At 70.7% G+C, this 25,495-nt stretch carries 28 protein-coding genes and 1 pseudogene; 15 read left to right on the top strand and 14 right to left on the bottom strand.

Annotation, left to right across the window (positions count from 1 at the left end; translation table 11 throughout):
- Positions 1 to 198: 198 nt before the first annotated feature.
- Entirely contained in the window at positions 199 to 1,449 is a 1,251-nt protein-coding gene (locus AB0H84_RS31590; RefSeq protein WP_357612129.1) for an MFS transporter, read from the bottom strand.
- A 152-nt stretch (positions 1,450 to 1,601) separates the two neighbouring features.
- On the opposite strand from AB0H84_RS31590, the gene AB0H84_RS31585 reads away from it, so the two are divergent.
- Positions 1,602 to 2,006 (top strand): MarR family winged helix-turn-helix transcriptional regulator, encoded by a 405-nt coding sequence (locus tag AB0H84_RS31585; protein WP_357612126.1) that lies wholly within the window; start codon positions 1,602 to 1,604, stop codon positions 2,004 to 2,006.
- A 9-nt stretch (positions 2,007 to 2,015) separates the two neighbouring features.
- On the opposite strand, the gene AB0H84_RS31580 is transcribed toward AB0H84_RS31585, so the two are convergent.
- The gene (locus tag AB0H84_RS31580; RefSeq protein WP_357612123.1) at positions 2,016 to 2,672 is read right to left on the bottom strand and encodes a hypothetical protein; all 657 of its coding nucleotides are present in this window, start codon (positions 2,670 to 2,672) and stop codon (positions 2,016 to 2,018) included.
- A gap of 225 nt (positions 2,673 to 2,897) precedes the next feature.
- Positions 2,898 to 3,743 (bottom strand): helix-turn-helix transcriptional regulator, encoded by an 846-nt coding sequence (locus AB0H84_RS31575; protein WP_357612120.1) that lies wholly within the window; start codon positions 3,741 to 3,743, stop codon positions 2,898 to 2,900.
- Positions 3,744 to 3,881: 138 nt separating this feature from the next.
- Here AB0H84_RS31575 and AB0H84_RS31570 point away from each other — a divergent pair, with 138 nt between their 5' ends.
- The 6 genes from AB0H84_RS31570 to AB0H84_RS31545 all read left to right on the top strand — a co-directional run bounded on the left by AB0H84_RS31570 (position 3,882) and on the right by AB0H84_RS31545 (position 9,517).
- Positions 3,882 to 4,661 carry an NAD(P)H-dependent oxidoreductase gene (locus AB0H84_RS31570; RefSeq protein ID WP_357612117.1) on the top strand — a complete coding sequence of 260 codons (780 nt, stop codon included), beginning with the start codon at positions 3,882 to 3,884 and terminating at the stop codon, positions 4,659 to 4,661.
- A 160-nt stretch (positions 4,662 to 4,821) separates the two neighbouring features.
- Entirely contained in the window at positions 4,822 to 5,649 is an 828-nt protein-coding gene (locus AB0H84_RS31565; protein ID WP_357612114.1) for an SGNH/GDSL hydrolase family protein, read from the top strand.
- Entirely contained in the window at positions 5,649 to 6,839 is a 1,191-nt protein-coding gene (locus AB0H84_RS31560) for an acyltransferase (RefSeq protein ID WP_357612111.1), read from the top strand. Before AB0H84_RS31565 ends, AB0H84_RS31560 begins: the two co-directional genes overlap by 1 nt.
- 46 nt (positions 6,840 to 6,885) lie before the next feature.
- Positions 6,886 to 7,410 (top strand): GerMN domain-containing protein, encoded by a 525-nt coding sequence (locus tag AB0H84_RS31555; protein WP_357612110.1) that lies wholly within the window; start codon positions 6,886 to 6,888, stop codon positions 7,408 to 7,410.
- Entirely contained in the window at positions 7,407 to 8,087 is a 681-nt protein-coding gene (locus AB0H84_RS31550; RefSeq protein WP_357612107.1) for a response regulator transcription factor, read from the top strand. Before AB0H84_RS31555 ends, AB0H84_RS31550 begins: the two co-directional genes overlap by 4 nt.
- A complete protein-coding gene (locus tag AB0H84_RS31545; protein WP_357612105.1) occupies positions 8,084 to 9,517 on the top strand; it encodes a HAMP domain-containing sensor histidine kinase in 1,434 nt (477 codons plus the stop codon). Before AB0H84_RS31550 ends, AB0H84_RS31545 begins: the two co-directional genes overlap by 4 nt.
- 26 nt (positions 9,518 to 9,543) lie before the next feature.
- Here the strand turns inward: AB0H84_RS31545 and AB0H84_RS31540 are convergent, their stop codons facing one another.
- Entirely contained in the window at positions 9,544 to 10,146 is a 603-nt protein-coding gene (locus tag AB0H84_RS31540) for a TetR/AcrR family transcriptional regulator (protein ID WP_357612102.1), read from the bottom strand.
- Between the two features lie 72 nt (positions 10,147 to 10,218).
- Between AB0H84_RS31540 and AB0H84_RS31535 the strand changes: the two genes are divergently transcribed.
- Positions 10,219 to 11,040 carry a class I SAM-dependent methyltransferase gene (locus tag AB0H84_RS31535; protein ID WP_357612099.1) on the top strand — a complete coding sequence of 274 codons (822 nt, stop codon included), beginning with the start codon at positions 10,219 to 10,221 and terminating at the stop codon, positions 11,038 to 11,040.
- 114 nt (positions 11,041 to 11,154) lie between these two features.
- On the opposite strand, the gene AB0H84_RS31530 is transcribed toward AB0H84_RS31535, so the two are convergent.
- Positions 11,155 to 11,322 (bottom strand): SDR family oxidoreductase, encoded by a 168-nt coding sequence (locus tag AB0H84_RS31530; RefSeq protein ID WP_357612096.1) that lies wholly within the window; start codon positions 11,320 to 11,322, stop codon positions 11,155 to 11,157.
- Between AB0H84_RS31530 and AB0H84_RS31525 the strand changes: the two genes are divergently transcribed.
- Positions 11,314 to 11,526 carry a hypothetical protein gene (locus AB0H84_RS31525; protein WP_357612093.1) on the top strand — a complete coding sequence of 71 codons (213 nt, stop codon included), beginning with the start codon at positions 11,314 to 11,316 and terminating at the stop codon, positions 11,524 to 11,526. The two genes, AB0H84_RS31530 and AB0H84_RS31525, sit on opposite strands and share 9 nt — an antisense overlap.
- Positions 11,527 to 11,557: 31 nt before the next feature.
- Here the strand turns inward: AB0H84_RS31525 and AB0H84_RS31520 are convergent, their stop codons facing one another.
- Entirely contained in the window at positions 11,558 to 12,010 is a 453-nt protein-coding gene (locus AB0H84_RS31520) for a VOC family protein (RefSeq protein WP_357612090.1), read from the bottom strand.
- 318 nt (positions 12,011 to 12,328) lie between these two features.
- Positions 12,329 to 12,874, bottom strand: coding sequence for a YceI family protein (locus tag AB0H84_RS31515; RefSeq protein WP_357612087.1), 546 nt, complete (start codon positions 12,872 to 12,874; stop codon positions 12,329 to 12,331).
- Positions 12,875 to 12,971: 97 nt separating this feature from the next.
- Here AB0H84_RS31515 and AB0H84_RS31510 point away from each other — a divergent pair, with 97 nt between their 5' ends.
- Positions 12,972 to 13,451, top strand: coding sequence for a MarR family transcriptional regulator (locus AB0H84_RS31510; RefSeq protein WP_357612084.1), 480 nt, complete (start codon positions 12,972 to 12,974; stop codon positions 13,449 to 13,451).
- Between the two features lie 24 nt (positions 13,452 to 13,475).
- Here AB0H84_RS31510 and AB0H84_RS31505 read toward each other — a convergent pair whose 3' ends face one another.
- A complete protein-coding gene (locus AB0H84_RS31505) occupies positions 13,476 to 14,399 on the bottom strand; it encodes a chlorophyllase (protein WP_357612081.1) in 924 nt (307 codons plus the stop codon).
- 159 nt (positions 14,400 to 14,558) lie between these two features.
- Between AB0H84_RS31505 and AB0H84_RS31500 the strand changes: the two genes are divergently transcribed.
- Positions 14,559 to 15,137, top strand: a complete 579-nt coding sequence (locus AB0H84_RS31500; RefSeq protein ID WP_357612078.1) for a TetR/AcrR family transcriptional regulator — start codon at positions 14,559 to 14,561, stop codon at positions 15,135 to 15,137.
- A 58-nt stretch (positions 15,138 to 15,195) separates the two neighbouring features.
- Here the strand turns inward: AB0H84_RS31500 and AB0H84_RS31495 are convergent, their stop codons facing one another.
- The 4 genes from AB0H84_RS31495 to AB0H84_RS31480 form a co-directional block, all read right to left on the bottom strand.
- Positions 15,196 to 15,945 carry an SDR family oxidoreductase gene (locus AB0H84_RS31495; RefSeq protein ID WP_357612075.1) on the bottom strand — a complete coding sequence of 250 codons (750 nt, stop codon included), beginning with the start codon at positions 15,943 to 15,945 and terminating at the stop codon, positions 15,196 to 15,198.
- Between the two features lie 161 nt (positions 15,946 to 16,106).
- Complete coding sequence (locus AB0H84_RS31490) at positions 16,107 to 16,517, bottom strand: MerR family transcriptional regulator (protein WP_357612072.1); 411 nt, start codon at positions 16,515 to 16,517, stop codon at positions 16,107 to 16,109.
- Positions 16,514 to 17,986 carry a DHA2 family efflux MFS transporter permease subunit gene (locus AB0H84_RS31485; protein WP_357612069.1) on the bottom strand — a complete coding sequence of 491 codons (1,473 nt, stop codon included), beginning with the start codon at positions 17,984 to 17,986 and terminating at the stop codon, positions 16,514 to 16,516. The genes AB0H84_RS31490 and AB0H84_RS31485 overlap by 4 nt, the downstream gene beginning before the upstream one ends.
- A complete protein-coding gene (locus tag AB0H84_RS31480; protein ID WP_357612066.1) occupies positions 17,983 to 18,567 on the bottom strand; it encodes an NAD(P)H-dependent oxidoreductase in 585 nt (194 codons plus the stop codon). The genes AB0H84_RS31485 and AB0H84_RS31480 overlap by 4 nt, the downstream gene beginning before the upstream one ends.
- 265 nt (positions 18,568 to 18,832) lie before the next feature.
- On the opposite strand from AB0H84_RS31480, the pseudogene AB0H84_RS31475 reads away from it, so the two are divergent.
- Positions 18,833 to 18,976: pseudogene (locus AB0H84_RS31475) on the top strand (helix-turn-helix domain-containing protein); the annotation flags it as partial.
- A gap of 646 nt (positions 18,977 to 19,622) precedes the next feature.
- Here AB0H84_RS31475 and AB0H84_RS31470 read toward each other — a convergent pair.
- Positions 19,623 to 20,156 carry a CAP domain-containing protein gene (locus AB0H84_RS31470; RefSeq protein WP_357612063.1) on the bottom strand — a complete coding sequence of 178 codons (534 nt, stop codon included), beginning with the start codon at positions 20,154 to 20,156 and terminating at the stop codon, positions 19,623 to 19,625.
- A gap of 387 nt (positions 20,157 to 20,543) precedes the next feature.
- Here AB0H84_RS31470 and AB0H84_RS31465 point away from each other — a divergent pair, with 387 nt between their 5' ends.
- Together AB0H84_RS31465 and AB0H84_RS31460 are read left to right on the top strand one after the other, a co-directional pair.
- Positions 20,544 to 21,566 carry a zinc-dependent alcohol dehydrogenase family protein gene (locus tag AB0H84_RS31465; RefSeq protein WP_357612061.1) on the top strand — a complete coding sequence of 341 codons (1,023 nt, stop codon included), beginning with the start codon at positions 20,544 to 20,546 and terminating at the stop codon, positions 21,564 to 21,566.
- Between the two features lie 551 nt (positions 21,567 to 22,117).
- Complete coding sequence (locus AB0H84_RS31460; protein WP_357612058.1) at positions 22,118 to 22,990, top strand: helix-turn-helix transcriptional regulator; 873 nt, start codon at positions 22,118 to 22,120, stop codon at positions 22,988 to 22,990.
- 338 nt (positions 22,991 to 23,328) lie between these two features.
- On the opposite strand, the gene AB0H84_RS31455 is transcribed toward AB0H84_RS31460, so the two are convergent.
- Entirely contained in the window at positions 23,329 to 24,567 is a 1,239-nt protein-coding gene (locus tag AB0H84_RS31455) for an MFS transporter (protein ID WP_357612055.1), read from the bottom strand.
- Between the two features lie 48 nt (positions 24,568 to 24,615).
- On the opposite strand from AB0H84_RS31455, the gene AB0H84_RS31450 reads away from it, so the two are divergent.
- On the top strand, positions 24,616 to 25,491 hold the full coding sequence (locus tag AB0H84_RS31450; RefSeq protein WP_357612052.1) for a winged helix-turn-helix transcriptional regulator: 876 nt from the start codon (positions 24,616 to 24,618) through the stop codon (positions 25,489 to 25,491).
- The last annotated feature ends 4 nt before the right edge of the window (positions 25,492 to 25,495 follow it).

Raw genomic sequence — 25,495 nt, 5'->3', positions numbered from 1 at the left:
GTGTCTTCCTCGCCGGCGTTGCCGCCTACGACTGCTGGATGTGGCGCTGAAGTGGGCGGAGGAGGCACTGTCCCTGCTCGAGAGCGCGGACAGCGTGCCGGACCGCCCGATGAGCAGATCCCCGACCGCGGGCCATCTCGCCGCCGCCCTCGACTACCTGCAGTCAGTTGTTGATCTACAATGTAAAGGCGGTTGGCGTTATTCAAATTCACGTTCCATACTCCGTACATCAGGGACGGCAAGGACCAAAGCGGTCGCGGCCACGATGGCGCCAGTGGCCAGCCACAGCGTTCGATCGAGGCCGAGTCGGTCCGCGGCCGGGCCGGCGACGGCTGCCCCCAGCGGGGTCAGCCCGAAGGAGCCGAGTGCCTCGTAGGCCGCGATGCGGGAGAACTTCTCGTGCGGCACTTCTTGCCTGAGTGTGGTCATCCAGTTGACGCCGAAGATCTCCACCCCGATCCCGGCGAGCAGAGACGCCGCGCAGACCACCAGGAGCGGCGCTCCGGCCGCGAACGCTGCGAGCGGCAGCGCGAGCAGCAGGGCCCCGGAGGTGCCGGAGACCAGCAGCCGCCGCGGCCTCAGCCGCACCATCAGCAGGCCGCCGAGGATCATGCCGATCGCGTCGGAGGAGAGGATGAATCCCCAGTCGCGTGCCCCGTCGAACTGCCGGTCGGCGGCCAGCGCGCCGAGCACCGCGAAGGCCCCGACGCCGACCGCGTTGACGACGGCGAACTGCGCCACCACGCTCCACAGCCACTGTCGCCCGGCGAACTCGGTCCAGCCTTCGCGCAGCTCGGTGAGCAGACCTGTACGTTTACGCAGCCGCCCTTCGACGTGCATCCGCAGGCCGAGCCCGGATGAGAGCAGGAAGGTGGCCGCGTCGAGGGCGAGCACCCAGCCTGGACCGAAGCTCGCGACCAGAACGCCGCCGAGCGCGGCGCCGGCGACCTGGGCGCCGTTGAGGCTGGTCCGGAAGATGGCGAAGGCTTTGCTCGCATAGGCCCGGTCGACGCTGCGCATCAGCAGTCCCTCGGTGGCGGGCATGCGGAAGGCGATGGCGAGCCCGTTGGCGGCGGCGAAGATCACCAGCTGCCAGAGTTTGACCGTATGTGTGAGCACCACCAGCGCGAACAGCGATTGTGCGAGCGCGCTGACCAGGTTCGTGACGACGATGACCAGGTGTCGTGGCAGCCGGTCGGCGACGACGCCCCCGATCGCGAAGAACAGCACCGCGGGCACCGTGCCCGCCGCGGACACCAAGCCGACCGCGGTGCCGGAGCCGCTGGTGTCGAGGATCGCGAACGCCGTCGCGACCGGTGCGGCGGCCGTGCCCAGCGCCGATGTGACCGCGCCGGCGATCTGTAAGCGGTAGGTGCGGCTCTGCCACGGCCCGGCCTTCGCCGTCGAGGCGGTGCTCGGCGGGCCCGTGCTTGTTCCGCTCGCGTCCATTCAGTCTCCTGAGCTGAAATAGTTACATCCCGGATAGTGTCAATTTCCTCTATCAGGATTGTCTGTATCCTGGGACGGTGTCAAGCGAGAAAGCGTCGGCACCTCCCCGGCAGGAGGCACCCCCGTCAGGAGCGGAACTGGCCGATGCGCTCATGCGCACCACACATGCGCTGCGGCGGTTCGCCGGGCAGCCTTACCTGCAGCGCGGCTGGTCCACGTCCCGGGTTCTGCTGATGCTCGCCGTCGACGAAGCGGGCACGCCGCGGATGGGCGAGCTCAAGGACCGGCTGGGCATCACCGGCAGGTCGATCACGTCCCTGGTGGACGGTCTGGAGGACGAGGGCCTGCTGCGTCGGCGCGACGATCCCGACGACCGCAGGTCCACCCGGCTCGAGATCACCGCCAAGGGCCATGAACACCTCGGCGAGATCAAGGCACTGCACGCCTCGCACGCCGAGCTCACCTTCGCCATCCTCGGCGACGCCGAACGCAGTGCCCTGCTGGACATGCTCGACCGGCTCCGCGCGCACGTCGCGGGCCAGACTGCCCGCGACTGACAGCGGGATCTACACCGCGTCTCCGTTGGCACCTGGTGATCTCGGGGTGGATTCGATCTCCGGTGGTGTGGTGGTGTCGTCGGTGATCTGGCGCAGTTGTACGAGGGTGTGGGTCAGCTGCATCGCCAGGCGGGGGATGGTGGCCGGCGGCAGGTACGCCTCCGCGCCGGCTTCGAGCAGGCGCCGGACCGGGCCGGAGTAGTCGACTCCGAGCTCGTGGTCTTCGATTTCGGTGATGATGACCCGGGCTTTCGGGAACATCGACCGGAGGCTTGCGATCAACTGGGGGCTGACCGGCGGCGTCAGCAGCACGTCGGCTGTCGTGGGAGCGGCGTGCATGTCGAGCACGACGTAGTCAGGGCCGAGTTGGGTGGACAGCGACACTCGAGCCGACCGCGACAGCTTCATCGCGGTGGCGACGACTGTCACGTTGTCGTAGTCGATCGGCGGTTGTTCGTCGGGCTCCTCCTCCGGAGCGCCGGTGTCGACGATGGTGCCGTGGAGCACGCGGAGGCGGCTGGAGATCGCCGCGATCGACTCGCCGTCCCGCGTGATGACCAGCTCTTCCCCGGGTTCGAGGGCGTCGATGAGCGCCAAGATGTCCTCGGGAAGCCTGCTCACGTCGATCGACTGCGCGGCCCGCGCGGCGCGCTTGGCCGCCGTCAAAGCCGGGACGCGCTCAGGGCGGCGACGGCATCTTCCGGCCGTGCGTCGTGCGCCCACAAGGTGCCCGGGGCGGTGACTGTGGCAGACAGCAGCGTCGTCATGACGCTCAACCCTTCCACACCAGCCGGAGCACTTGTCAATGGCCGCGGTTCCGGCTCTGGCGCTGTGCCGGATGCTGAGCTCAGAATCTGAACGAGGGCAGGGGAGCGGTGCACAGCGCCTGCGTCACCTGCTCAGCTGTGCTTTGGCTGTGGGACGTACGCTGCCGTCGGCGTCCAGGCCGGCCAGGAGCCGCAGGGCGTCCGCGGAGGGGCTGCCGGGGGCCGCCGTGAGTATCAGCAGCTCCATGCCGGATTCGTCCGGCAGCGCGAAGTTCTCCTGATGCAGTTCGAGTTCCCCGACCAGGGGGTGCCGGTAGGCCTTGCGTCCGTACGTTCGCGCGCGCACGTCCGCGCGGGCCCACAGGCGCCGGAAGCGCTCGCTGCCCATCGCCAGCTCGCCTATCAACGAGGCCAGGCGCGGATCCTCGGGGTACTTGCCGGCCGCCAGGCGCAGGTGCCCGACCACGTCGAGGGTGCACTGGTCCCAGTCGGCGTACAGGCCGCGCTCGGTCTCCTCCAGGAAGATGTGCCGGGCGGTGTTCAGGCCTTTCACAGGGCGGCCGTAGAGCAGTTCGGCGAGGCGGTTGCCGGCGGCGGCGTCAAGGCGGTGGTCGACGATGAGCGCGGGCGCGTCGGTGATCAGGTCCAGGACCCGCCGCAGTTCGGGGCGCAGCCGCCCGGTGGGCGCCTTCGCCTTGCGGCGTCGCTGCCGGGCCAGCCGGTGCAGGTGCCCGCGCTCGGTGTCGTCGAGCTCGAGGACCCGCGCGAGCGCGTCGAGCACCTGCTCGGAGGGCTGCGTGGCGCGGCCCTGCTCGAGGCGTACGTAGTAGTCGACGCTCACCCCGGACAGGTGCGCGACCTCTTCGCGGCGCAGCCCTTGGACCCGCCGGCGGCTGTCGACCGGGATGCCCGCCCCGGCGGGGTCGACGCGGGAGCGGCGGGTGCGCAGGAAGCTCGCGAGATCGTCCATAGGTCAAGTATCTCGCGGGTGCCGGTGGTGAGGGTGGCCCTGCCGTTACCAGGAAGTCGGGTCCGACGGAAACGGCGTCCCTGAACGGCCGCCGCCCGGGCGTGAAGGATCGAAGGCACCCGATTCGAAGGAGTTCACATGAAGACGCTGATCGTCTACGCCCACCCGGAGCCGAGGTCGCTCAACGGCTCGCTGAAGGACCTGGCGGTGGCCACGCTGGAGAAGGCGGGGCACGAGGTGCGGGTCAGTGACCTGTACGCGATGCGCTGGAAGGCGGTCGTGGACGCAGGGGACTTCGGCCCGGCCGCCTCGAGCCGGTTGAAGGTCGCCGCGGACTCGGGGCGGGCCTTCGACGCCGGCACCCTCACCCCGGACGTCCGCGCCGAGCAGGAGAAGCTGCTGTGGGCGGACACGATCATCTTTCAGTTCCCGCTGTGGTGGTACACCATGCCGGCGATTCTCAAGGGCTGGGTGGACCGGGTCTTCACGTACCACTTCGCGTACGGCGTCGGCGAGCACAGCGACGTCAAGTACGGGGAGCGTTTCGGCGAGGGGACCCTCGCGGGCCGGCGGGCGCTGCTGTCGGTGACCGTCGGCGGCCCGGAGTCGCACTACGCCGAGCGCGGGATCAACGGCCCGATCGACGATCTGCTGTTCCCGATCCACCACGGGATCCTGTACTACCCGGGGATCGAGGTGCTGCCGCCGTTCGTGCTGTACGGCACGGACCGGACCACTGACGAGGACTTCCCGGACATCGCCAAGGCCTGGGAGCATCGGCTGCTGACGTTGGAGACGACCGAGCCGATCGCGTTCCGGCGGCAGAACTTCGGCGACTACGAGATCCCGTCGCTGCAGCTGAAGGAGGGGTTGGAGCCCGCGGGCCGCTCGGGTTTCGGGCTGCACGTGCGGCCCTAGGCTCCGCCGCTCCGCCACCTGGCTCGGTTCCGTGGACACCCGCCGGCCTCGGTGAGAGGCGGCCGCCGGAGGCGAAGCTCTGTGATGGCTGATCCCTCATTGTGTGATGAAACGATGACAAGGCCGTTGATCGCCGGATTCGTCTGATTGCGTACGGATCATGCAACCGACGAACCCCTCTCCTGACTCCCCGTTCTCCCAAGGGGCCGCCGGCCGCCGTCGTGCCGGAGTGCTGGCGGCCGTGGCCGTCGCGGTCGGTGCCACGCTGGCGGCCTGCGGCGCGGCCCCCGGCGACGGATCGGACGCGGCGGACGCGACGGCCCGGCCCGCCGGTCAGGCCGCGACGAGCGTCAGGGTGCTGTGGATGGGCGATTCCATCGCGGGCGCGGAGGCCCCGGCCGTGGAGGCCGCGCTGACGGCCAGTGGTGTGCGGTTCAAGAACGCCACCTCTGACGGCGGCGGCAACGTCGTCGCCGGTGATCACCCGGTGACGGCCATGGCGGCCAAGGACACCTGGAAGAGGCTGAAGGAGGACCTCGCCTCCTTCAGGCCGACGGTGATCGCGTACCAGATCACCACCTACGACTGGGGCACGCCCCGCCAGCAGCTGGCGGCCTACCAGAAGCTCTCCCGGACGGCGAAGGAGGCCGGTGCCCGGCTCGTCCTGGTGTCCGCCCCGCCGTTCAGGATCGACGAATTCTACAAGCCCCACGAGGACGCGATCAGGAGCGCGCCCGCGATGGCCGCCAAGGTCGCGGACGTCCGCTACCTGGACGCCTCTGAGCTGTGGGGGGACGACTACGCCGCCGGCCAGGCGCAGCGTGCCAAGGACGGCATCCACTCCTGTCAGCAGGGGTCGGCGGCCTTCGCCACCTGGTTCGCCAGGCGGCTCGGCGAGCTGGCCGGCTTCGCTCCGGCCGCCCCCGGCGTCTGGGCCACCGGGCGGTGGACCGCCGACGAGCGCTTCGTCAAGCTCGGCTGCGGCTGATGGTTTCACTCTCCCGCCGCGCGCATATCGGCGCGCTCGACGGGCTGCGCGGGCTCGCCGTCGCCGCGGTGCTGCTGTTCCACGCCGGGCGGATGCGCGGCGGGTTTCTGGGCGTCGACCTGTTCTTCGTCCTGTCCGGCTTCCTGATCACCGGTCTGCTGCTGGAGGAGCTCGCCTCGCGCGGCCGTATCGACCTGGTGGCCTTCTGGGGGCGCAGGACCCGCAGGCTCCTGCCCGCGCTGGCCGTCATGGTCGCGGCGACGTTGCTGCTGGCCTGGGCGTTCGCCGGGCCGGACGTGCTGGGGGCGGCCCTGCGGGACGCGCCATGGGCGGCCGCCCAGATCCTGAACTGGCATTTCATCGGCGAGCAGATCGGATACTGGAACGCCTCCGGCACCCGTCTGTTCGCCCACCTGTGGAGCATCGGCGTCGAGTGGCAGTTCTACCTGGCCTGGCCCCTGGTGGTGGCGCTGGTCGGGAAGGGGCGCGGCGGGCAGCGGCGGGTCGCGCTCGTCGCGGTCGCCGGCGCGTTCGTCTCGCTCCTGCTCATGATCAGGCTCGGGGCGGCCGTGGACACCACCCGCGCCTACGAGGGCACCGACACGCGGGCCTTCTCCCTGCTCCTCGGCGCGGCCGCGGCCACCGCGCCCGTCCGCCGCGCCGTGGCCGGCCTGTCCCGCACGGCCGTGGACGCGATCTGCCTCCCGCTGCTGGGCGGGCTGCTCGCGTCATGGGTGCTGACCGGCGGGGAAGCGACCCCGGGCCTGTTCCAGGGCGGGATGTTCGCGCACGCCCTGGCGGCCGCCGGGCTGATCGCGCTCCTCGCCCACGCGCCGGACGGCCGGGTGGGCCGGGCGGTGGGCAGCGCCGTACCGCGCCGGCTGGGCGAGCTGTCCTACGGCCTGTACCTGTGGCACTGGCCGGTCTATCTGCTGGTGCCCCGGCCGCTCGGCGGGCTCGGCGGCTGGGGCTGGACGGTCACCGTGATCGGCCTGTCGCTGGTGGCTGCGGTAGTGTCGAAGGCCGCCGTCGAGGACCCGGTACGGCTGCGCGCCCGATGGGCCACCGGACGCCGTGGATGGGTGGCGCTGGCCGTCGCGGGAGCGATGGCGGCGGGACTGTGGGCGGTGATACCGCGGCCGCAGCCGGGCGCCGGGACGGTCGATGTGAGCAGGCTCGAACGGCTCTAGCCGCGTCACACCGGTGACATCGCGTCGAAGAGGAAGGACACCACACATGCCGGGGGTGCTGTGCCGCGTGGCGGCCGTCCTGGTCGCGGCGGCGGCGCTGGCGGGCTGCGGGATCACCGACTCCGATGCGCTGCCCGCCGGCCAGCCGGTCCAGGGCGGCCTGACCGAGAAGAGCAGACAGCTCCTGCGGATCTACTTCGTCACGCAAGAGGGCACATGGCCCGTCTCGCGGCCGGCAGCGGACGGAAACCGGCTGCAACAGGCCATGGACGCGCTGCTCGCCGGCCCCACCGCGGGGGAGCGGGCGCGAGGGCTCATCACCCAGCTTCCCCCTTCCACCCAGCCGGTCCGGGCCACGACGACCAGAGGGCGGGTGGAACTGCGTCTGCCCTGGCAGGTATGGAACCTGCGGCCGGTGGCGGTGAGCCAGCTCGTGTGCACGGCCGCCGCTGCGGACACCGGCGACGACCCCGTCGTCGAGGTGGTCGAGCCCGCCATGGACCAGCCCTGGCGGGTCAGATGCGACGAGAACGGATCGGCCGTCCCCGCCGACCAAGGAGCTTTCTCATGACGCGCGTGCTCGTGATAGAAGACGATCCGGCCGTGCGCCGGGGCGTGAGCGTCGGCCTGCGCCACCGGGGCCATGAAACCGTGCTGGTCGCGACCGGTGAAGAGGGGCTGGCCGAACTCGTCGCGAGCGCCCCCGAGGTCGTGCTGCTCGACCTGATGCTGCCCGGCATGAGCGGTCTGGAGACCTGCCGCCGCATCCGCGCCTTCAGCCAGGTGCCCATCGTGATCCTGTCCGCGCGCGACGATGACGTGGACATTGTGGTCGGTCTGGAGGCAGGCGCCGACGACTACGTGATCAAGCCTGCCAGCAGCGAGGTGATCGAGGCACGCATGCGCGCGGTGCTGCGCCGTACCACGCCCGCCTCCTCCGACCAGACCCGCACCACCCACGGCGACCTGCTCATCGACCGGGTCGCCCTGCGCGCGCTCAAGCACGGCACGCAACTCGCGCTGGCGCCGACGGAGCTGAGGCTGCTGCTGTTCCTGTCGGCGGCGCCCGATCAGACCTTCAGCCGCCAGCAACTCCTGGAGCAGGTGTGGGAGCACACCTTCTACGGCGACTACCGGCTGGTCGACGCGTGCGTGATGCGGCTGCGGGCCAAGATCGAGGACGACCCCCGCAACCCCCGCTACATCCAGACCGTACGCGGCTTCGGCTACCGCTTCGGGCCGCTGTGATCCGCCTGTCCCTCGCCCGCGGCCTGCGGGCTCAGCTGGTCCTGGTGTTCCTGCTGGTCTCCGTGCTCAGCGCGCTGATCGCCGCCACCATCACCTTCCGTCAGGGCCGCACCGCGATCGTGGCGCGCGCCCAGGCCGACGCCCTGCAGGACCTGCGTGCCCACCTCGCCTCCCGGGCGCCTGACCTGCCCGCCGACCCCACCGAGGCGGACCTGCGTACGCTGGCGCTGCAACTGGACCGCGCGGCGGGCAGCCGCGGCTGGCGCACCGCCCTGTCCTATCGCGGCGGCCCGCTCATCGCCACCGGAGCGCAGCCGCCGCTGCCCGCGCGGTTGCGTACCCGGGCGGCCACCGCGACCACCGCGCTGGCCCAGCGTTTCCATCGCGGCCAGGCGCCCTGGCTGGCCCTGGCCCTTCCGGTCACCACCGCCGCCCGCCCGCACGGCCCCCCGCCCCTGGTCGTCTACGCCTCCTTCTCGCTGGCCTCCCAGCAGCGGGATGTGGAGACCCTGGCGGCCGCCGCCCGCGCCGGAGCCCTGCCCGTCGCCCTGGTCTCCATCGTCCCCGCGCTGCTGGCCGCGCGCAGACTGCTGCGACCGGTACGGCGGCTGCGGACGGCCGCCGAGCGGATGGCGGGCGGCAGCCTCGACACCCGCGTACGCGTCAGCGGCAACGACGAACTCGCCGACCTCGGCCGTACCTTCAACTCCATGGCGGCCACGCTGCAGTCCGACGCGGCCGCGCTGCGCGACATGGAGGCGCGGGCACGCCGGTTCGCCGCCGACGTCTCCCACGAGTTGCGCACCCCGCTGGCGGCCATGTCCGCCGTGACCGAAGTCCTCGACGCCGACGCCGCCTCCGGCCGCCTCGCGCCACTCACCGCGGAGGCGCTGCAACTCGTCTCCGACGAGACCCGCAAGCTCAGCCGCCTGGTGGAGGATCTGATCGAGGTGTCGCGCTTCGACGCCGGCGTCGCCGTACTGAACCTCGACGACGTCGACGTGGGCGAGGTCATCGGCAAGACGCTGGCGCTGCGGCACTGGCGCGACCGGGTCCGCACCGATGTTCCCCCCGGGCTGCGCGCCCGGCTCGACCCGCGCCGGGTCGATGTCATCCTGGCCAACCTCGTCGGCAACGCGCTGCGGCACGGCGGCACGGCGGTATCGGTGCTCGTCCAGGTTCGGGCCGATGCCGACCGGATCACTGTCACCGTCTCCGACGACGGGCCCGGCATCCCCGCCGACCTGCTGCCCCACGTGTTCGACCGCTTCACCAAAGGTGACGCCGCCCGTGCCCGTACCGACTCCAGCGGCCTGGGCCTGGCCATCGCCGGGGAGAACGCGCGCCTGCACGGCGGCACTCTCACCGCGGCCAACGCCGCCCGAGGCGGGGCCGTCCTGACCCTCACCCTGCCGCGGAATCCGCCATGAGCGCTAAGGGCGGTGCGGAGTGTCCTTCAGAGCAGCCGCCGTTGCACGACGTCGGCGAGCACCGTGGTCACGAGCTTGTGGACGGTCGCTGTGGCAGGCGGGCCAGGGTCGCGGTCCGCGAACAGCAGATGCCCGCCTCCGACCAGGGAGAGGGTGAGCGACTCGATGTCGGCGTCGGCCGCGATGCGGCCCAGTTCGCGCTCGTCGGCCAGGTAGGTGGAGATGGCGGTCGCGACCTGGGCGAGGATCGCGATGCCGCCTCCGGGCCTGGCTTGCCGCAGCCGTGCGCGTAGCTCGTCGCGGAACGTGATGAGCGGGATGATCGCCACGGGAACCGGCCCGAACAGGGTGGTCAGCGCGCCGGTGATGTTGTCGGCCACCGTGCCGGTGCCGGCGGCCTCGAGCAGCGCACGTGCCTGGGCCTCGAGCTGGGCGGCCCGGTCGAGCACGAGGTCGGTGAGGAAGGCGTCGAAGTCGGCGAAGTGCCGGTGCAGGACGCCTTTGGCGCAGCCGGCCTCGTCGGTGACGGCCCGGCTGGTCAGCCCGTTGGGGCCGTCGCGCAGCAGCACGCGTTCGGCGGCGTCGAACAGTTGCTGCCGCGCGTCGCGAAGGTGCACTCCAGTCGGCACTCGCAGATCCTCTCGTACGTCAGTCGGCCCGCACCCGTTGCTTAGTGGGCGCTTGCCCATTAAGGTGAACGCATGCCCACTCTACCGCGAGAGCAGCCCGAACCCGCGCAGTTGCATCAGTCCCGGCGGATGGCCGAGTCGTTCGGCACGGACGCGCAGCGCTACGACCAGGCCCGGCCCGGCTACCCCGATGCCCTGGTGGCGCGGATCGTCGCCGGGAGTCCCGGCCCTGACGTGCTCGACGTCGGCTGCGGCACCGGCATCGCGGCCCGCCAGTTCCAGGCCGCCGGCTGCGCCGTGCTCGGCGTCGAGCCGGATGCCCGGATGGCCGAGTTCGCGGGGGCCCGCGGCCTGCAGGTCGAGGTGGCCACGTTCGAGGCCTGGGAGCCGGACGGGCGGAGGTTCGACGCGGTGATCGCCGCCCAGTCGTGGCACTGGGTGGATCCGGTCGCTGGCGCGGCGAAGGCGGCCCAGGTGCTGCGCCCGGACGGCCGCCTGGCGATTTTCGGGCACGTCTTCGAGCCGCCTGCCGAGGTGGCCGAGCCGTTCGCCGCCGCTTACCGGCGGGTGGCGCCCGACTCGCCGTTCGCCGGTCAGCCGGCTCGGCGTCCGCTGGAGATGTACCAGGCGGGGTATGCCAAGGTGGCCGACACGATCCGCGAGACCCGGCAGTTCGCCGAGCCGGAGCAGTGGCGATTCGACTGGGAGCGGTTCTACACGCGCGACCAGTGGCTGGACCTGCTGCCCACCACCGGCGGCCTCACCCGGCTCCGTCCCGACCAGCTGGCCGAGATCCTGGGCGCGGTCGGGGGCGCCATCGACGCTCTGGGTGGCGGCTTCACGATGCACTACACCACTCTGGCGGTCACCGCCGTACGCGTCGGCACCTCGTGATCCGTTGCCGCTCGGTCGCGGCGGCCCCGGCGACGGCGGCCCCGGCGACGGTGGCCCTTGCGACGGTGGCCCCGGCCACGGCGGCTGTGGCGACGGCGGTTCTGGCCGTCCCGGTCAGGCGCGCATGTTGGCGCCGCCGTCGATGGCCCACACCTGGCCGTTGATCCATTCGGCGTCGTCGGAGAGCAGGAAGGCCACGGCCGCAGCCAGGTCGCTCGGGCGGCCCAGCCGGGTGGTGGGGACGTGCTCCAGGAACATCTTCTGGAGCTGGATATGGAGCATTCCCGCCGCATCGCGGCCTGCTTCGAACCCCTCCTCGATCACGGCCGCGCGGCCGGCATCGTCCACCCCGTCGTCGAGGTCGACGACCTGATGCTCGCCATCTCCATGGGCGAGGCCGCCGTCAACACCAAGGACACCGCTCAGCGCGACAGCCGCCACAAACGCGTGCGGGACATGCTGCACCGCGCCCTTTTCACCCGCTGACGCGGGCGGGGTCTCCCCGCCCCTTCGACGCTCAACGATCTTCTATGGCGCCGCGTCTGGAGACGAAGAGGCAGAACGGGTGTCCGGCCGGGTCGGCGTACACACGCAGGGGCTCCTCGGCGTCGTCTATGCGGTCCAGCAGCAGCCGGCCGCCGAGGCGCAGGACGCGGTCATGCTGTGCCCGCAAGTTCTCGACCGACGTCACGGTCAGGTCCAGGTGCAACTGCTGGGGCACCCGGTCGTCCGGCCAGGTCGCTTCAGTGAGCCGGTCGACCTGCTGGAAGGCCAGCTGCGGAGCCCCGTCCGGGGTCCTCAGCACCAGCCAGTCGCGGCCCCGCTCGTCGTCGCCTCCCGCCTCGGGCGGCTCATCGCCGGGTCGGTAGACCAGGCCCAGCAGGGAACGGTAGAACTCCGCCAGGGCCCTGGCATCGGTGCAGTCCAGCACCACCTGGCACAACCTGGGCCTGTTGTCCTGATCGACCAACGGAACGCCCCTCCTTGTGATCGTTTCGCATTCGCCGTCATGTCCTCTGAACGCAGCGCCCGGTTTCAAACGCAAGGAGAGCTCGGTCGGGCCGGCGCCCGCCGTTCTCCCAGAAGGCCCGCACCGACTCCAGCGGCCGCTCGCGCGTCTCCGGCGCGGCGCCACAGGAACACCCACGCCGGCGCCGCGAAGCCCAGCAGCACTGCGAACGTCCTCGACGCGCCGAGCGACTCCAGCGCGCTGAGGAAGAACTGGGCGACGAGGAAGTTCGCCACGAGGTTGCACGTCAGCATCACCGAGGCCCCCGCTTCAGCTGGGTCAGGTGGTCTTGACGGCGGACAGGTCGAACTCGAGCGTGATCTTTTCGGAGATCATCACGCCGCCGGTCTCCAGGACGGCGTTGTAGGTGATGCCGAAGTCCTTGCGGTTGATCGCGGTGCCGCCCTCGAAGCCGACCCGGGTCAGGCCCTGGGCGTCGACCGCGGTGCCGGTGTAGTCGAGGGGGACGGTGATCCGGCGGGTGACGCCGCGGATGGTGAGCTGTCCGGTGACGTCGAAGCTGTCGCCGTCGCGGTGCTTGATCTCGGTCGAGGTGAAGGTGATCGTCGGGTGGGTGGCGGCGTCGAGGAAGTCGCCGGTGCGCAGATGGTCGTCGCGGAGCTGGTTGCCGGTCTGGATGCCGGCCACGTCCAGCACCACGTGGACGGTGGAGGCGGCGGGGTCGGCGGCGTCCAGGTGGGCGGTGGCCTCGCGGACGGGGATGCTGCCGCGCACCTTGGTCACCATCGCGTGGCGGGCCACGAAGCCGAAGCGGCTGTGTGCCGGGTCGATGGTGTAGGCGCCGTCGAGCTCGCTGGGGTACATGGTCGTGCTCCCGTTCCAATTAGTTCAGCACTGGAAGATTCGGCACGACAGTACATAGGTTTATTTCAGTGCGCAACTATCAAGTACGATCGCTTTCATGACGCGATGGCTCACCGACGACGAACAGCACGCCTGGCGCACCTTCGGGCTGGCCACCCGCCTGCTCACCGACCGCCTCGAACGCGACCTGCTCGCCGCGGCCGACATGCCGCCCACCTACTACGAGCTGCTCGTCCTCCTGTCGGAGGCGCCCCGGCGCACCATGCGCATGAGCGAACTGGCCCACTGGACCAACTCCAAGCCCAGTCGCATCTCACACGCCGTCAACAAGCTCGAACAGAAGGGCTGGGTGCGCCGGGAGCACTACGCCGACGACCGGCGCGGCTGGCTGGCCGTGCTCACCGACGACGGACTCGCCGCGCTCCGCGCCGCCGCCCCGCGGCACGTGGCCGGCGTTCGCGAGCACCTGATCGACCTGCTCACGCCGGAACAACTGCGGCAACTCGCCGACATCAGCCAGGTCCTGCTCGACCACCTGACCGAGCAGGATCGTGCGGCCGGCCGGGTCGAGCCATGACCGCGAATGGCACCGCGGGCTGGCCTACTTGTTCTGCAGCTTCCCCAGCGGCCGGGGGTCCTGCTCCAGCGCGGAGCGCGCCGCCTGCCAGACGGTGTCCTCGGGGTAGAGGGCACTGCGCAGGTACGCCCAGGTGAACTGCTGGATCAGAGCGACGCGTTCGGGGCTCTCGTCGGTCGTCTCCGCGACCTCGTACCCGGGGATGCCGCCGAGCGAGTGCTCCGCGTCGAACAGCGTGAGCAGGCTCTTGCTTCCCGGGCTGAGGAAGTAGGGGTCGGTGAACCAGTCCGGCCCCCGGGTGGACAGCGCGGACTGGTCGCGGTCCCCGGCGACGATGAGAGCCGGCGTGGTCATGTGCTCGAAGGACGGCCTCATGAAGGGGAAGTGCTCGGCCGCGAACGGAGTCAGGTCGTCGCCCCGGCCGGGCAGGGCGAGCAGCACCCCGGCCTTGACCCGTGGGTCGGACAGGTCTTCGCCGGGAACGCCGTCGGAGCCGAGGACGCGGGCGCCCAGCAGCGTGCTCGCCGTCTGGGCTCCCCACGAGTGGCCGGCCACGGCGATGCGGCCGCGATCGAGGCGCCCCTTGAGGTCCGGCACGGCGGCTTCCAGCCGGTCGAGCTCGTCGAGGACGCGCTTGAGGTCCTCGACGCGGAAGCGCCAGATGCCCGGCGTACGGGGGTCGTCGGCGGGCAGGCTGAGCGTCCTGGAGTCGAGGTGGGTGGGCTGCACGACCACGAAGCCGTGGGCGGCCCAGAAGTCGGCCAGAGGGGCGTAGCCGTCCATCGACCAGCCGAAGCCGTGGGAGAAGACGATGACGGGCAGGTCGCCGCCGGTCGCGGGGGCGGACACGCGGACCTGGAGGTCCTCGCCGCGCCCGGGGGCGGGCAGGAGGACCGGCTTCGCGGAGACGACCGTGGTGGGTGCATGCGCGGTGGGCGAGTTGGACATGGAAATGCCTTCGTTTCGGGTTCTTCGGCGCGCAGTGCGGGTGAAGCTGCGCGGCATGGTCATCGGCCCCGTGATCTGGCATGATGGATAAACGGGACCGTGTCCCGTTTGACGATACGGGACGTTGTCCCGTTTAGCAATCCCGGCAGGGGGAGGACGATGAACGACGCAGGGCACGTGGCCCAGCCCAGACGGGCGGACGCCCGGCGCAACAAGGAGACTCTGCTCGACGCGGCCGCCGCGATCTTCGTCGCCTCAGGCGTGGAAGCGCCGATCCGTGACATCGCCGCCAAGGCCGGAGTCGGGACGGCCACGATCTACCGCCATTTCCCGACTCGAGCGGATCTCATCATCGCCGTCTACCGGCACCAGGTCGAGGCCTGCGCCGAGGCCGGCCCGGCCCTGCTGGCCGGCGGCGCGACCCCTTACGCCGCGCTCCAGCAGTGGATCAACCAGTTCGTCGACTTCCTGGTCACCAAACACGGACTCGCCGCCGTGCTCCAGTCCAAGGACGCCGGCTTCGACGCGCTGCACGCCTACTTCCTCGACCGCCTCGTACCCGTCTGCTCCCAACTGCTCGACGCGGCGGCCGGGGCGGGGGAGATCCGCCCCGGCCTGGAGGCCTACGAGCTCATGCGCGGCGTCGGGAACCTCTGCATAGGCGCGGAGAGCGATCCGCGCTACAACGCACGCCGGCTGGTCGAACTCCTCATCGCAGGACTGCGCCTGCCGCACTGACCCGATCGCGAGCGGTGTCCTGCGGCGGCGTCGCCGAGGGTTCGGGAGTTCTGGGTCGTCACAGCAGGGTTCCTCCTGAGGCGTCCAGCCAGTGGCCGGTCACCCAGCGGCCGTCGTCGGAGGCCAGGAAAGCCACCACGCCGGCGACGTCCTCGGGGGTGCCCACGCGGCCCATGGGTGACAGCGACGACACCCAGGCCAGCGCGTCCCCGACGAGCCTGCCCTCGTGCATGTCGGTATCGATGACGCCGGGCGCCACGGTGTTGACGGTGATCGCGCGTGGGCCGAGCTGCTTGGCCAGCGTCGAGGTGAGCACGTCGAGCGCGCCCTTGGACATGGCGTAGCTGATGGACTGGGGCATGGCCGAGCCGCGGGTCAGCATCGTGGAGATGTTGATGATCCGGCCGCCGTCGCGCAGCCGGGGCAGCGCGAGCTGGGTGATGAAGAACGGGGCGGTGGCGTTGACCGCGAAGATCCGCTCGAACTGCTGCCTGGTCACGTGCTCGATGCCGGGTTCGTCGTTGAGGATGCCCGCGTTGTTGACCAGGATGTCCAGTCCGCCGGCACCCGCGTCGAAGGCGGCCCACAGGCGTTCGGCGTCGCCGGGGGTGCCCAGTTCGGCCTGCAGGCTGAAGGCCTGCCCGCCGGCCGCCTCGATCGCGGCGACGGTCTCCTTGGCGGCTTGCTCGTTGCCGCCGTAGTGGACGGCGACGCGGGCGCCGTCATGGGCCAGGCGCAGGGCGATGGCCCGGCCGATTCCTCTGCTCGCGCCGGTGACGAGGGCGGTCTTGCCGTGGAGAGAATGCATGGTGTCTTCCTGCTGTGTCAGATGAGGTAGGAATGGCATGTCGAAGCGCCCACAGCCACAATGGGCGGGCGGGGTCTGAGGACCCAGCGCCCAACAGGTGCGCCGGGGGCCACCTCGATCATGGTGAGTGTCGGGCGCGCCGATCGGCGCCCGAGGGGAGGTCAGGTCCGGGACCGGCCTTCCGGGGCTTCCGACTGAAGGAAGTCGAAGGTGGCCAGTTCGTTCACGGTCGACTGAAGCTGGCTGATGCGGTCGTTGCCGATCCGGACGAGCTCCTCACCCGCGGCGACCCACTGGTCGAGATCGCGCGAGAGGGGCGGGATGCCGGCGAGGATGTCGGCGCTCTCCTTGAGGGTGATTCCCACGCGCTGCGCGGCGAGTGCGAGCCGGATCCGGCAGATCGCGTCGACGGTGAAGCGGCGGGCGTTGCCGCTGCTCCGGTAGCCGTTGATCACACCGTAGCGCTCGTAGAAGCGGACGGCGTTGGCCGTCACCCCAGCGGCCCTGGCCACCTGGCCGACCGTGAGTGAGGCCTGGCCCGCTTCGTGGCCGGGGTGCTCGGTGATGGTCATGGCACACGTCCCGCGTTCACTGACGACTCTTGCCGGTCCAGTATCACAGGGGCTCGGCGGGGGGAGCGCAAGCGCACGACCAGGGCGAGCGCCATCACGACGAGGGCCGCCGCCTGGGTCAGCCGCTGGGCGTCCACGATGGCGGCCACGCCGGCGGCTCTTGCCGCCGTTCCCAGGCCGGCCGCCGCCGCGAGCGAGCCGCCGCCGGTCATCACGGCGGTCACGACGGTGAACAGCGCGCTGACCGCCACGGTGCCCATGCCGTTGGCGATCGTGGTCACCAGCGACAGGAGCGCGGAGCCGGAGGCCAGGTCGGGGCCGTTCAGATCACGGCTGGAACTGGTCATCGTCGGCATCATGATCGCGCCGGTGGCGGCTCCTTGGAGGAAGCCGAGCAGGCCGAGCAGCAGGTACGGGGTGTCCGGCCGGAGGATGACCACCTGGGCAAGTCCGGAGCCGATCGCGAGGCCGAGCCCGGTGCCGACGACCAGCCGGGGACCGAGCCGGTCCAGGAGCCGGGCAGCGATCTGCAGGCTGATGCCCATGCCGATCGCACCGGGAACCGTCAACGCGGCCGTGACCGAGGCGCTGTCGGCGCGGAGCACCTGCACGTAGGCGGGCATCAGCAGAGCTGAGCCGAAGTAGGGAGCCGCGTACAGGGCGAGGACCGCGGCGCTCCGGCCGAACGTCGGATTCCGCAGGAGACCGATCCGCAACAGCGGTTCCGGATGAGTCAGCGCCCGGGCCGAGAACACCGCGACCGCCACCGCACCGATGGCGGCCGTGGCGATCCGCACCCAGGCCGGGCCGTCCTGGGCACTGACGCCGTAGGCCACGGCGACAATGCCCGGGACCAGCAGCATCGCTCCGGCCAGGTCAAGCCGGACCCGCCGTGCGGGTGCGGCATCGGCCGGCAGCCAGGCCAGCGTGCCCGCGGTGCCCAGCAGCGCCAGCGGCACGGTGATGAAGAACAGCGCCCGCCACGACCCGGTGTCCAGGAGCAGCGCGCCGAGTACCGGGCCGAGGATCGGTCCGATGAGCATCGGCAGGCCGGTGATCGCCATCATCCGGCCGCGGCGTTCGGGCGCCACCGCGCCGAACCCGATCGCCATCCCGAGGGGTGTCATCAGGCCGCCGCTGAGGCCCTGCGCCGCTCGCGCGGCGATCAGCCAGCCCAGGCCGTCGGCCGCGCCGGCGGCGGCGGAGGCGACCGCGAAACCGGCCAGCGCTGCCAGGTACACGCGACGGGCTCCCCACCGTGCGGCAAGACCGGCGGCGAGCGGCATCGTCGCGACCATCGCCAGCGTGTACGCGGTGATGATCCATTGAGCGGCGGTCAACGACGCACCGAACGTCGTCATCAGTTGCGGCAGCGCCACCGCGACGATCGTGGCGTCCAGCACCGCCATCAATCCGCCGCACGCCAGCACGGTGCCGGCGCGCAGTTCCGGTCCTGTCAGCCTGGTCATGCCCGACCGGCCAGATCGGTGACCCGATGGGAGCGCAACGCGCGCGCCCACGTACGCAACTCGTTCATCGTCGTGTGCAGCGCCTGCACGGTGTCCGGCGGAGGGAGAAATCGGCCCTCGGCGTCAAGGTGCTCCCAGGGCATCGGCAGCAGGACCGACTCCCGGACGGTTGTGGCCCGCAGTTCCGGGAAGATCGTCCGTAGCTGCTCGACGGCCCGGATGCCGCCGGAAAAGCCGTATGCGACGAAAGCGACCGGCTTGTACGCCCACTCGGTGAAGTGCCAGTCGATCGCGTTCTTCACCGACGCCGGGAAGCTGTGGTTGTACTCCGGTGTGAGGAACACGAATCCGTCGGCATCCGCGAGCCGGCCCGCGATCGGGGACGCGGCCGCCCCGACCGGCTGCATTTCGTGCATCGGCAGCGAGACCGAGGCCAGGTCGATCATGTCGAGGTCGAGCCAGTCGATCGCGGTGAGCTCGCGCTCCAACCACGCGGCGAGGGGATCAGCCATTCGGGGCCTGCGCACGCTCCCGATGATCACAGCGATCCGGAGCCGGCCATTGACGTTCTCTTCTGTCATGGCATCGACGCTAGGTATTCGCCTATAGGCGAACTCAAGTCGATCGGCGGGCAGCGGTCACCGGCGTGCGCAGGCTCGTTGGTGAGAAGACGTTGTTCTCCGGCCGTCGGACGGCGTGATCCTTGCGGTCAGCGAGGCCGTTCCTGCTGGACCGGGCCGTGGTGGCGTCGATCGTCCCGCATGGGGCCCGGGGCGGCGTCGAGGGTGGCGGCCCAGCCCGCGAGCAGGCGCAGGGAGTCGTGGGAGGGGGTGTCGCGCCCAGCACATCGCCGGCCGCTACCGCGCGGGCGAGTCGATCCGCGCGCTCGCCGAGTCGATCCGCGCGCTGGCCGAGTCGATCCGCCGCTCGTACGGGTTCAGCCACGCGCTCCTCGAGGAGGCGGGCGCCGAGCTGCGGCACCGCGGCGGCGACCACCGCCCCACGCCCGCCCCACGCCCGCCGGCGCGGCCGGAGGCGCGGCGTGATTCCCGCCGCCCTCGTTCATGGGCGAGGGCCACTGATCGTGCAGGGTCCCCCGGGACTCGTCCACCGGCGCACCACCGCGGGGAACCCTGCACCACCTGTGCCGCATTAGTCCAGGGCGAAGAAGCTTCCGATGTAGCCCTGCTTGTCTTCGCCGGGCGGTACGGGGTCAAAGACCTTGATCCTGCAGGACGAGTCCGGGAAGACCAAGATGGTGCCGTGGGTGCCGTTCAGCAGGGTGCTGTTGGGGCCGAAGGCGGGGTGGCATTCTCTGGGCTGCGGGTCAGTGACGGTCCTGCTCTGACCGTCTTGCGAGATGAGGCGCACGACGCCGGGCGCGGCGGAGGCGGGGCTGGTGCAGGCGAGCGCCAGGGCGACGGCGGCGGCTGCCGCTGAGATGGAGGGAATGGGTCACGGAAAAGGCGCCACTTCCGCAGCGAAGCCCGCCGACAATGCGGCGGGCCTCTTCAAGCAGGTTGGCTCCAGTTCCGGATTGGTGTTGCTGAGTGCTGTGTCATGGCCGTCCGCTCCTCTGGCCGCGACTTGCAGACCTCCCCGCGACCTGGTGAGCTTCGTTCCTCTGGTCTGCTTCTCAGCCGCCGAAGTCGTGGGTGAGGTAGGTCCAGCCGGTTGCGGCGTTGTAGTAGACACCTACGCCGTGATTTGTGAGGGCGCAGTTGTTCAGGTTGGCGAGGTGGGTGGGGCTGGTGCTCCAGAACTGCCAGGCGGGTCCGACGGCATCGGCGGGTTTGCCCTGGTACCAGTAAGCGTTCTCGGCCTGGGTGCCGAAGCCGAGCGCCGTCTTGATCCTGCCATCCTGGCCCCATGGCAAGGTGCCGTCCGAGCCGATGTGGCCTCGGCGGTTGTCGTTCTGGTCATACTTGTCGATCAGCGCGGCGTGGTGCTCCGCCAGGTCCTTACTGTGCGCCCGTGCCAGGTCGCGAAGGCCGGTGTTCGCCTGCTGTGTGGGACAGTGTCGCGCCAAGCGGTGGTTCAGGTAGTGAATCCCCACCGCCGTCTCCTGAGATTCGTAGTACCCCGATGACGGCCCGGATGTTCCTGGAGCCGGATCGCAGCTCTCCGCCGAGCTACCGACAACTGCCAGCACCACCAGCGCCGCGGTCATTCGCCTACCCATATCCGGCCCCCTCTGCCGATGCCTCCCACAGCCAGGGTTCATCGTCCGGCCACCAGACCGCATGAGTAGCCCCTACTCATACGCAGTGTTCGTAAGCTGTGACAGGCAACTGATCGCTGCGGGTGTGGAGCGCCGGTTCTGGCGGATCAATCGCGTGCTGCGTACCCCTGCCTCGCGGAAGCGGCCGGTGGCGGACCCCCCGATAAATGCGACCTCCCACCCGCGCGATGGAGCCGGTTTCCTGATTGCTGCCATGCGATCGGCGGTGTCACGGTCGGGGGAGCATCTCACCCGCCCCGAAGCGATCCGCCGAGCCGCCATGGTGCACAGTTAGTTATATATGCTTACACTCAGCAACAATGGGGTGATTTCACCATGCGTGGAGCAGTGCTGTACGCCCCGGGTGACGTCCGCGTCGAGCAGCGCCCGGACCCTGCCATCATCGAGCCGACCGACGCGATCATTCGCCTCTCGGCGACGTGCATCTGCGGATCCGATCTGTGGCCCTACCGCGGTGTTGAAGCACTCGACGGGCCGGCTCCGATGGGACACGAGTACGTCGGGGTCGTGGAGGAGGTCGGCGGCCAGGTCACGACCATCCGGCCGGGCCAGTTCGTGGTCGGCTCCTTCTGGGCCACGGACAACACCTGCGAGCTCTGCAGGGCGGGCTACCAGAGCGCGTGCGTCCACCGCGTGCTCATGGGCACCCTCGGAACGCAGGCCGAGCTGGCGCGGGTGCCGCTCGCCGACGGCACGCTGGTGGTCACCCCGGACATGCCGGACGCCGACCTGATCCCGAGCCTGCTGGCCGCCTCCGACGTGCTGGGCACCGGCTGGTTCGGCGCCGTCTCGGCCGACGTGGGGCCGGGCAAGACCGTCGCCGTCGTCGGTGACGGCGCGGTGGGTCTGTGCGGGGTCCTGGCCGCCAAGCAGCTCGGCGCCGAGCGGATCATCGCCATGAGCCGGCACGAGCCGCGGCAGAGGCTCGCGCGCGAGTTCGGCGCGACCGACATCGTCACCGAGCGCGGCGACGACGGCGTGGCCAAGATCAAGGAGCTGGCCGGCGGGCTGGGTGCGCACTCGGTCATCGAGGCGGTCGGCACCCAGGAGTCGATGCTGCAGGCCATCCGCTCCACCCGCCCCGGCGGCCATGTCGGATTCGTCGGCCTCGCCCACGACGTCGCGCTGCCCGGCGACGAGCTGTTCTTCTCCCTCGTGCACCTGCACGGCGGGCCCGCGCCGGTGCGCCAGTACCTGCCGCAGCTGATCGACCTGATCTGGGACCGGGAGATCGATCCTGGCAAGGTCTTCGACCTCACGCTCCCGCTGGAGCAGGCCGCGGACGCCTACCGGGCGATGGACGAGCGCCGCGCCATCAAGGCCCTGCTGACTCCCTGACGATCATCCCCGGCACCCGTATGGGAGTGCGCCCGGAGCGCAGGACCACCCGGCCCGTGTCCACGCAACGAGGCTCTCGGGACGTGCCCTGGCAAGCAGCCGGTGCACGCCACGATCCGAGCACGCCACGGTCCGAGCACGCCCGTGCCACCACGCACGACAGGAGAATCTCAGTGAACCCGACTTACGACTTCACCGACCAAGTCGCCCTGGTCACCGGCCCCGGCTACGGGTCTGGGAGATGATGGGGGTGGCCTGGTCGCCATGCCCGTACTGGCCTTGCTCGCCCGCTCGGTCGTCAGGATCCGCCCGGGATCAGGGACGGGTACGGGGGCCGTTGTACTCGGCGTCGGTGACGTGCTCCAGCCAGTCGACCTCGTGCCGTTTCACGATCTCCATCTGAACTCCTGTCATGGTGTGCCGCCGCGCGGACGCCGGACACCCCGGCACCAGCCAGCAAAGCGCCGATGAGACGGATCAGGGAGTCCCTGCTCTTCCCTGTACTGGCAGAACACCCCACGGCACCAGGACCGGGCCTACGCTGGGAGGACATGGACAACCGCAGTGAGGTCCGCGAGTTCCTGATCTCGCGGCGAGCCAGGATCACCCCGCGGCAGGCCGGGCTGCCCGCCTACGGCGGCAACCGGCGCGTGCCCGGGTTGCGCCGCGAAGAGGTCGCCATGCTCGCCGGCGTAAGCGCCGAATACTATGCCCGCCTGGAACGAGGCAACCTCAGCGGCGTCTCCGAAAGCGTCCTCGAATCCCTCTCCCGCGCCCTGAAGCTGGACGAAGCCGAACGCGCCCACCTGTACGACCTGGCCCGAACCGCCAACGCCGGCCCCCGCGCCCGCCGCCGCCCCACCCAGCAGCAGATCCGGCCGGCGATCCAGCACCTGCTCGACTCGATGACCGGCTCGGCCGCCTACGTACGCAACGGGCGCCTGGACATCATCGCCTCCAACCGGCTCGGCCGGGCCCTGTACGCGCCCGTCTTCGACGACCCGGTCCGGCCCGTCAACCTCGCCCGCTTCCGCTTCCTCAACCCTCGTGCCAAGGACTTCTATCCCGACTGGGACGAATCCGCCCACACCACCGTGGCCCTGCTGCGCACCGAAGCCGGCCGTGACCCGTACGACCGCGCCCTGACCGACCTCGTCGGCGAACTCGCCACCCGCAGCGAAGAGTTCCGCGCCCTGTGGGCCGCCCACAACGTCCGCCTGCACCACACCGGCGTCAAGAACTTCCACCACCCCGTCGTCGGCGACCTCAGCCTCCCCTTCGAAGCCATGCCCCTGCCCGCCGACCCCGGCCTGACCCTCACCGCCTTCAGCGCCGAACCCGGCACCGCAGCCCACGACGCGATCACCCTCCTCGCCACCTGGGCCTCCACCCTCGAACAGACCGAGCCGGACCGGAGGCCATGACGGGCCGACGAGCCAGGCGTCGACGACCGCCGCGGTCGCGGCGGCCCAGCTCGTCCGACGGCCACGCCCAGGGCTACTGGCACCTCCACACCCGCAGGGACCTGCCCGAGGCCGCCACCACCGCCATAAACGCCGACCGCCACGCCCGAGGAGATCGCCCCCGTCTACTGGGACCTGCACACCCGCCGCGACGAGGCCGAGCGCGTCTTCACCGTCTGACCAGGATCCCGTGCTCTCCGATGTCGACTGTCAACGCGTCCAGATGACGTGCTGTGTCGACGAGCGCGGAGCCGATGACCACCTTCACGGGCGCCGGGGCCATCGGGTGGCGTTCGCGTTCAGTCGCCCTGGGGATAATCGCTGAGATCGCGCAGGTGCCGGATCGGTGAGGCCAGCAGGACCAGCGGAATGCAGGCGGCCGCGACGACAAAAGTCATCAACGTGACCCGACTGCTGACGACCCCGGCGATCACCCCGGCGATCAAGCCGCCGATCGGGATCGCGCCCCAGGAGACGAAGCGGACCGTCGCCATCACCCGGGGCAGCAGTTCGGGCGGGCTCGCCATCTGCCGGTAGGTGCGGGTCACCACGCTGAGCACCACCACACCGGCGGAGAAAACCACGTTGCCGGCGGCGAAGGCGACAAAGGCCTCCCAGCCGGTGCCCAGAGGAACGACCAGCGCCCCCGCGAGCGAGACGAAGCCGGCGACGATCAGGGCGCGGGCCGTCCCGAGCCTGGCCGTGATCCTGCTCGTCAGAGCCGCGCCGATCAGCGTGCCGACCCCGTCCGCCGCCAACAGCAGGCCGACGAGGCCGGGCGCGGCGTGCAGCTCGCGTACGAGGTACAGCGCGTAGAGCGCGTGCTGTGCCCCACAGACCGTGTTCGCCGCGGTGGCGGCCCACATGCAGGGGCCCATCACCGGGTGGTGCACGACGAAACGCCAGCCTTCGCGGATCATCGCGCGGACCGGCGGCCAGCGGTCGGGGGCCTCGGCGCGGCGTTCGGGCAGGGTACGGAGGAACAGGGCTGAGACAAGGTAGCTGACCGCGTCGACGAGCAGGGTGGGCACCGCCCCGAGGAGCTGGACGATGAGACCGCCGATGGATGGTCCGCCGAGCTGAGTGGTGGCGTGGGTGCCGGAGGTCAGGCTGTTACGGGACTGCAGCTGCTCCTTGCTCACGATCGACGGCAGGAAGGTCGAGTTCGCGACGTCGAAGATGACGTTCGCGAAGCTGATCACCAGGGCCACGATCACCAGCTGGGCGACCGTCAGACAGTCCAGCCACCATGCCAGCGGGATCGAGATGACCGCCGCGGCGCGCGCCAGGTCAGCGCTGATCTGCACCCTTCGCATGGGTAGCCGCTGCACCATCACCCCGGCGGGCAGGCCGATCACGATCCAGGCGACGTAGCTGGCGGCGACGATCATGCCCATCTCGAACGGGGAGGCGTCGACGATCGTCAACGCCGTCAGCGGCAGCGCCACCGCGCCCACCGCCGAACCGACCGCACTGATCGTGCCGGCCGTCCACCACCGCCAGAAGACGCTCGCACCACGCGCACTCTCGACTGTCATACCTGCGCTCCCAGTGAGTTTCAGAATGGAACGCACTATACTCGAGGTGTGAAACGAGCTGATCTGCCCGACGCCGACTGCGGGATCGCGCAAGCGCTCGGAGTGATCGGCGACTGGTGGACGTTCCTGGTGGTGCGGGACATCGCCGGCGGCACCACCCGCTTCGACGGCCTCCAGCGTGCGCTCGGCGTCAGCCGGCGCGCTCTGGCCGAGCGCCTGGCCGGCCTGGTCGCACACGGGGTGCTGGAGAAGCGGGCCTATTCCGATCGCCCGCCGCGCTACGACTACCTGCTGACCCCGAAGGGTGAGGGCCTGCTGCCGGCGCTCATCGCGCTCCAGGATTGGGGCACCAGACATGTAATGGGGGATGGGGCGCTGACCGCCACCAGCGAGGACGGGTCCGCCGAGACCCGCCGGGTACATGAGCTGGTCAATCGGAAGATGCCGGACGTCGTCCTGGAACGGCACGACGGTGAGCCGGTCGCGCCCACCGCGCCGGGCGGCGTCTGGACCGTCCTCTACTTCTTCCCCGGCGCCTTCGCCCCCGGCACCCAGGACTACCCGCCCGGCTGGGCCGACATCCCGGGCGCCGCCGGCTGCACCTTGGAGTCCCTCACCTACGCCTCACGGCATGCCGACTTCGAGGCGTCCGGCGCCACGATCCGTGGCGTCAGCACCCAGCGCCCCGACCAGCTGGCCGCCTTCGTCGCGCACGCGAGGTTGCCCTACCCCCTGCTGTCCGACCAGGACAGCAAGCTCGCGGCCGGGCTGCTGCTGCCGACCTTCCGAGCGGCTGGCGTCGACCGTTTCAAGCGCCTCACCCTGCTGGTCGACCCCGACGCGATCATCCGGGCGGTGCAGTTTCCGATCAGCGATCCGGCCGGCTCGGTGGAAGAGATGCTCGCCCTCGTCCGCGGTCGATGACAGC

It is taken from the genome of Nonomuraea sp. NPDC050786, from assembly GCF_040654115.1.
GTDB lineage: Bacteria > Actinomycetota > Actinomycetes > Streptosporangiales > Streptosporangiaceae > Nonomuraea.
Note: the sequence above shows the minus strand (reverse complement) of the source record. Positions and strands in the feature narration are given on the sequence as shown.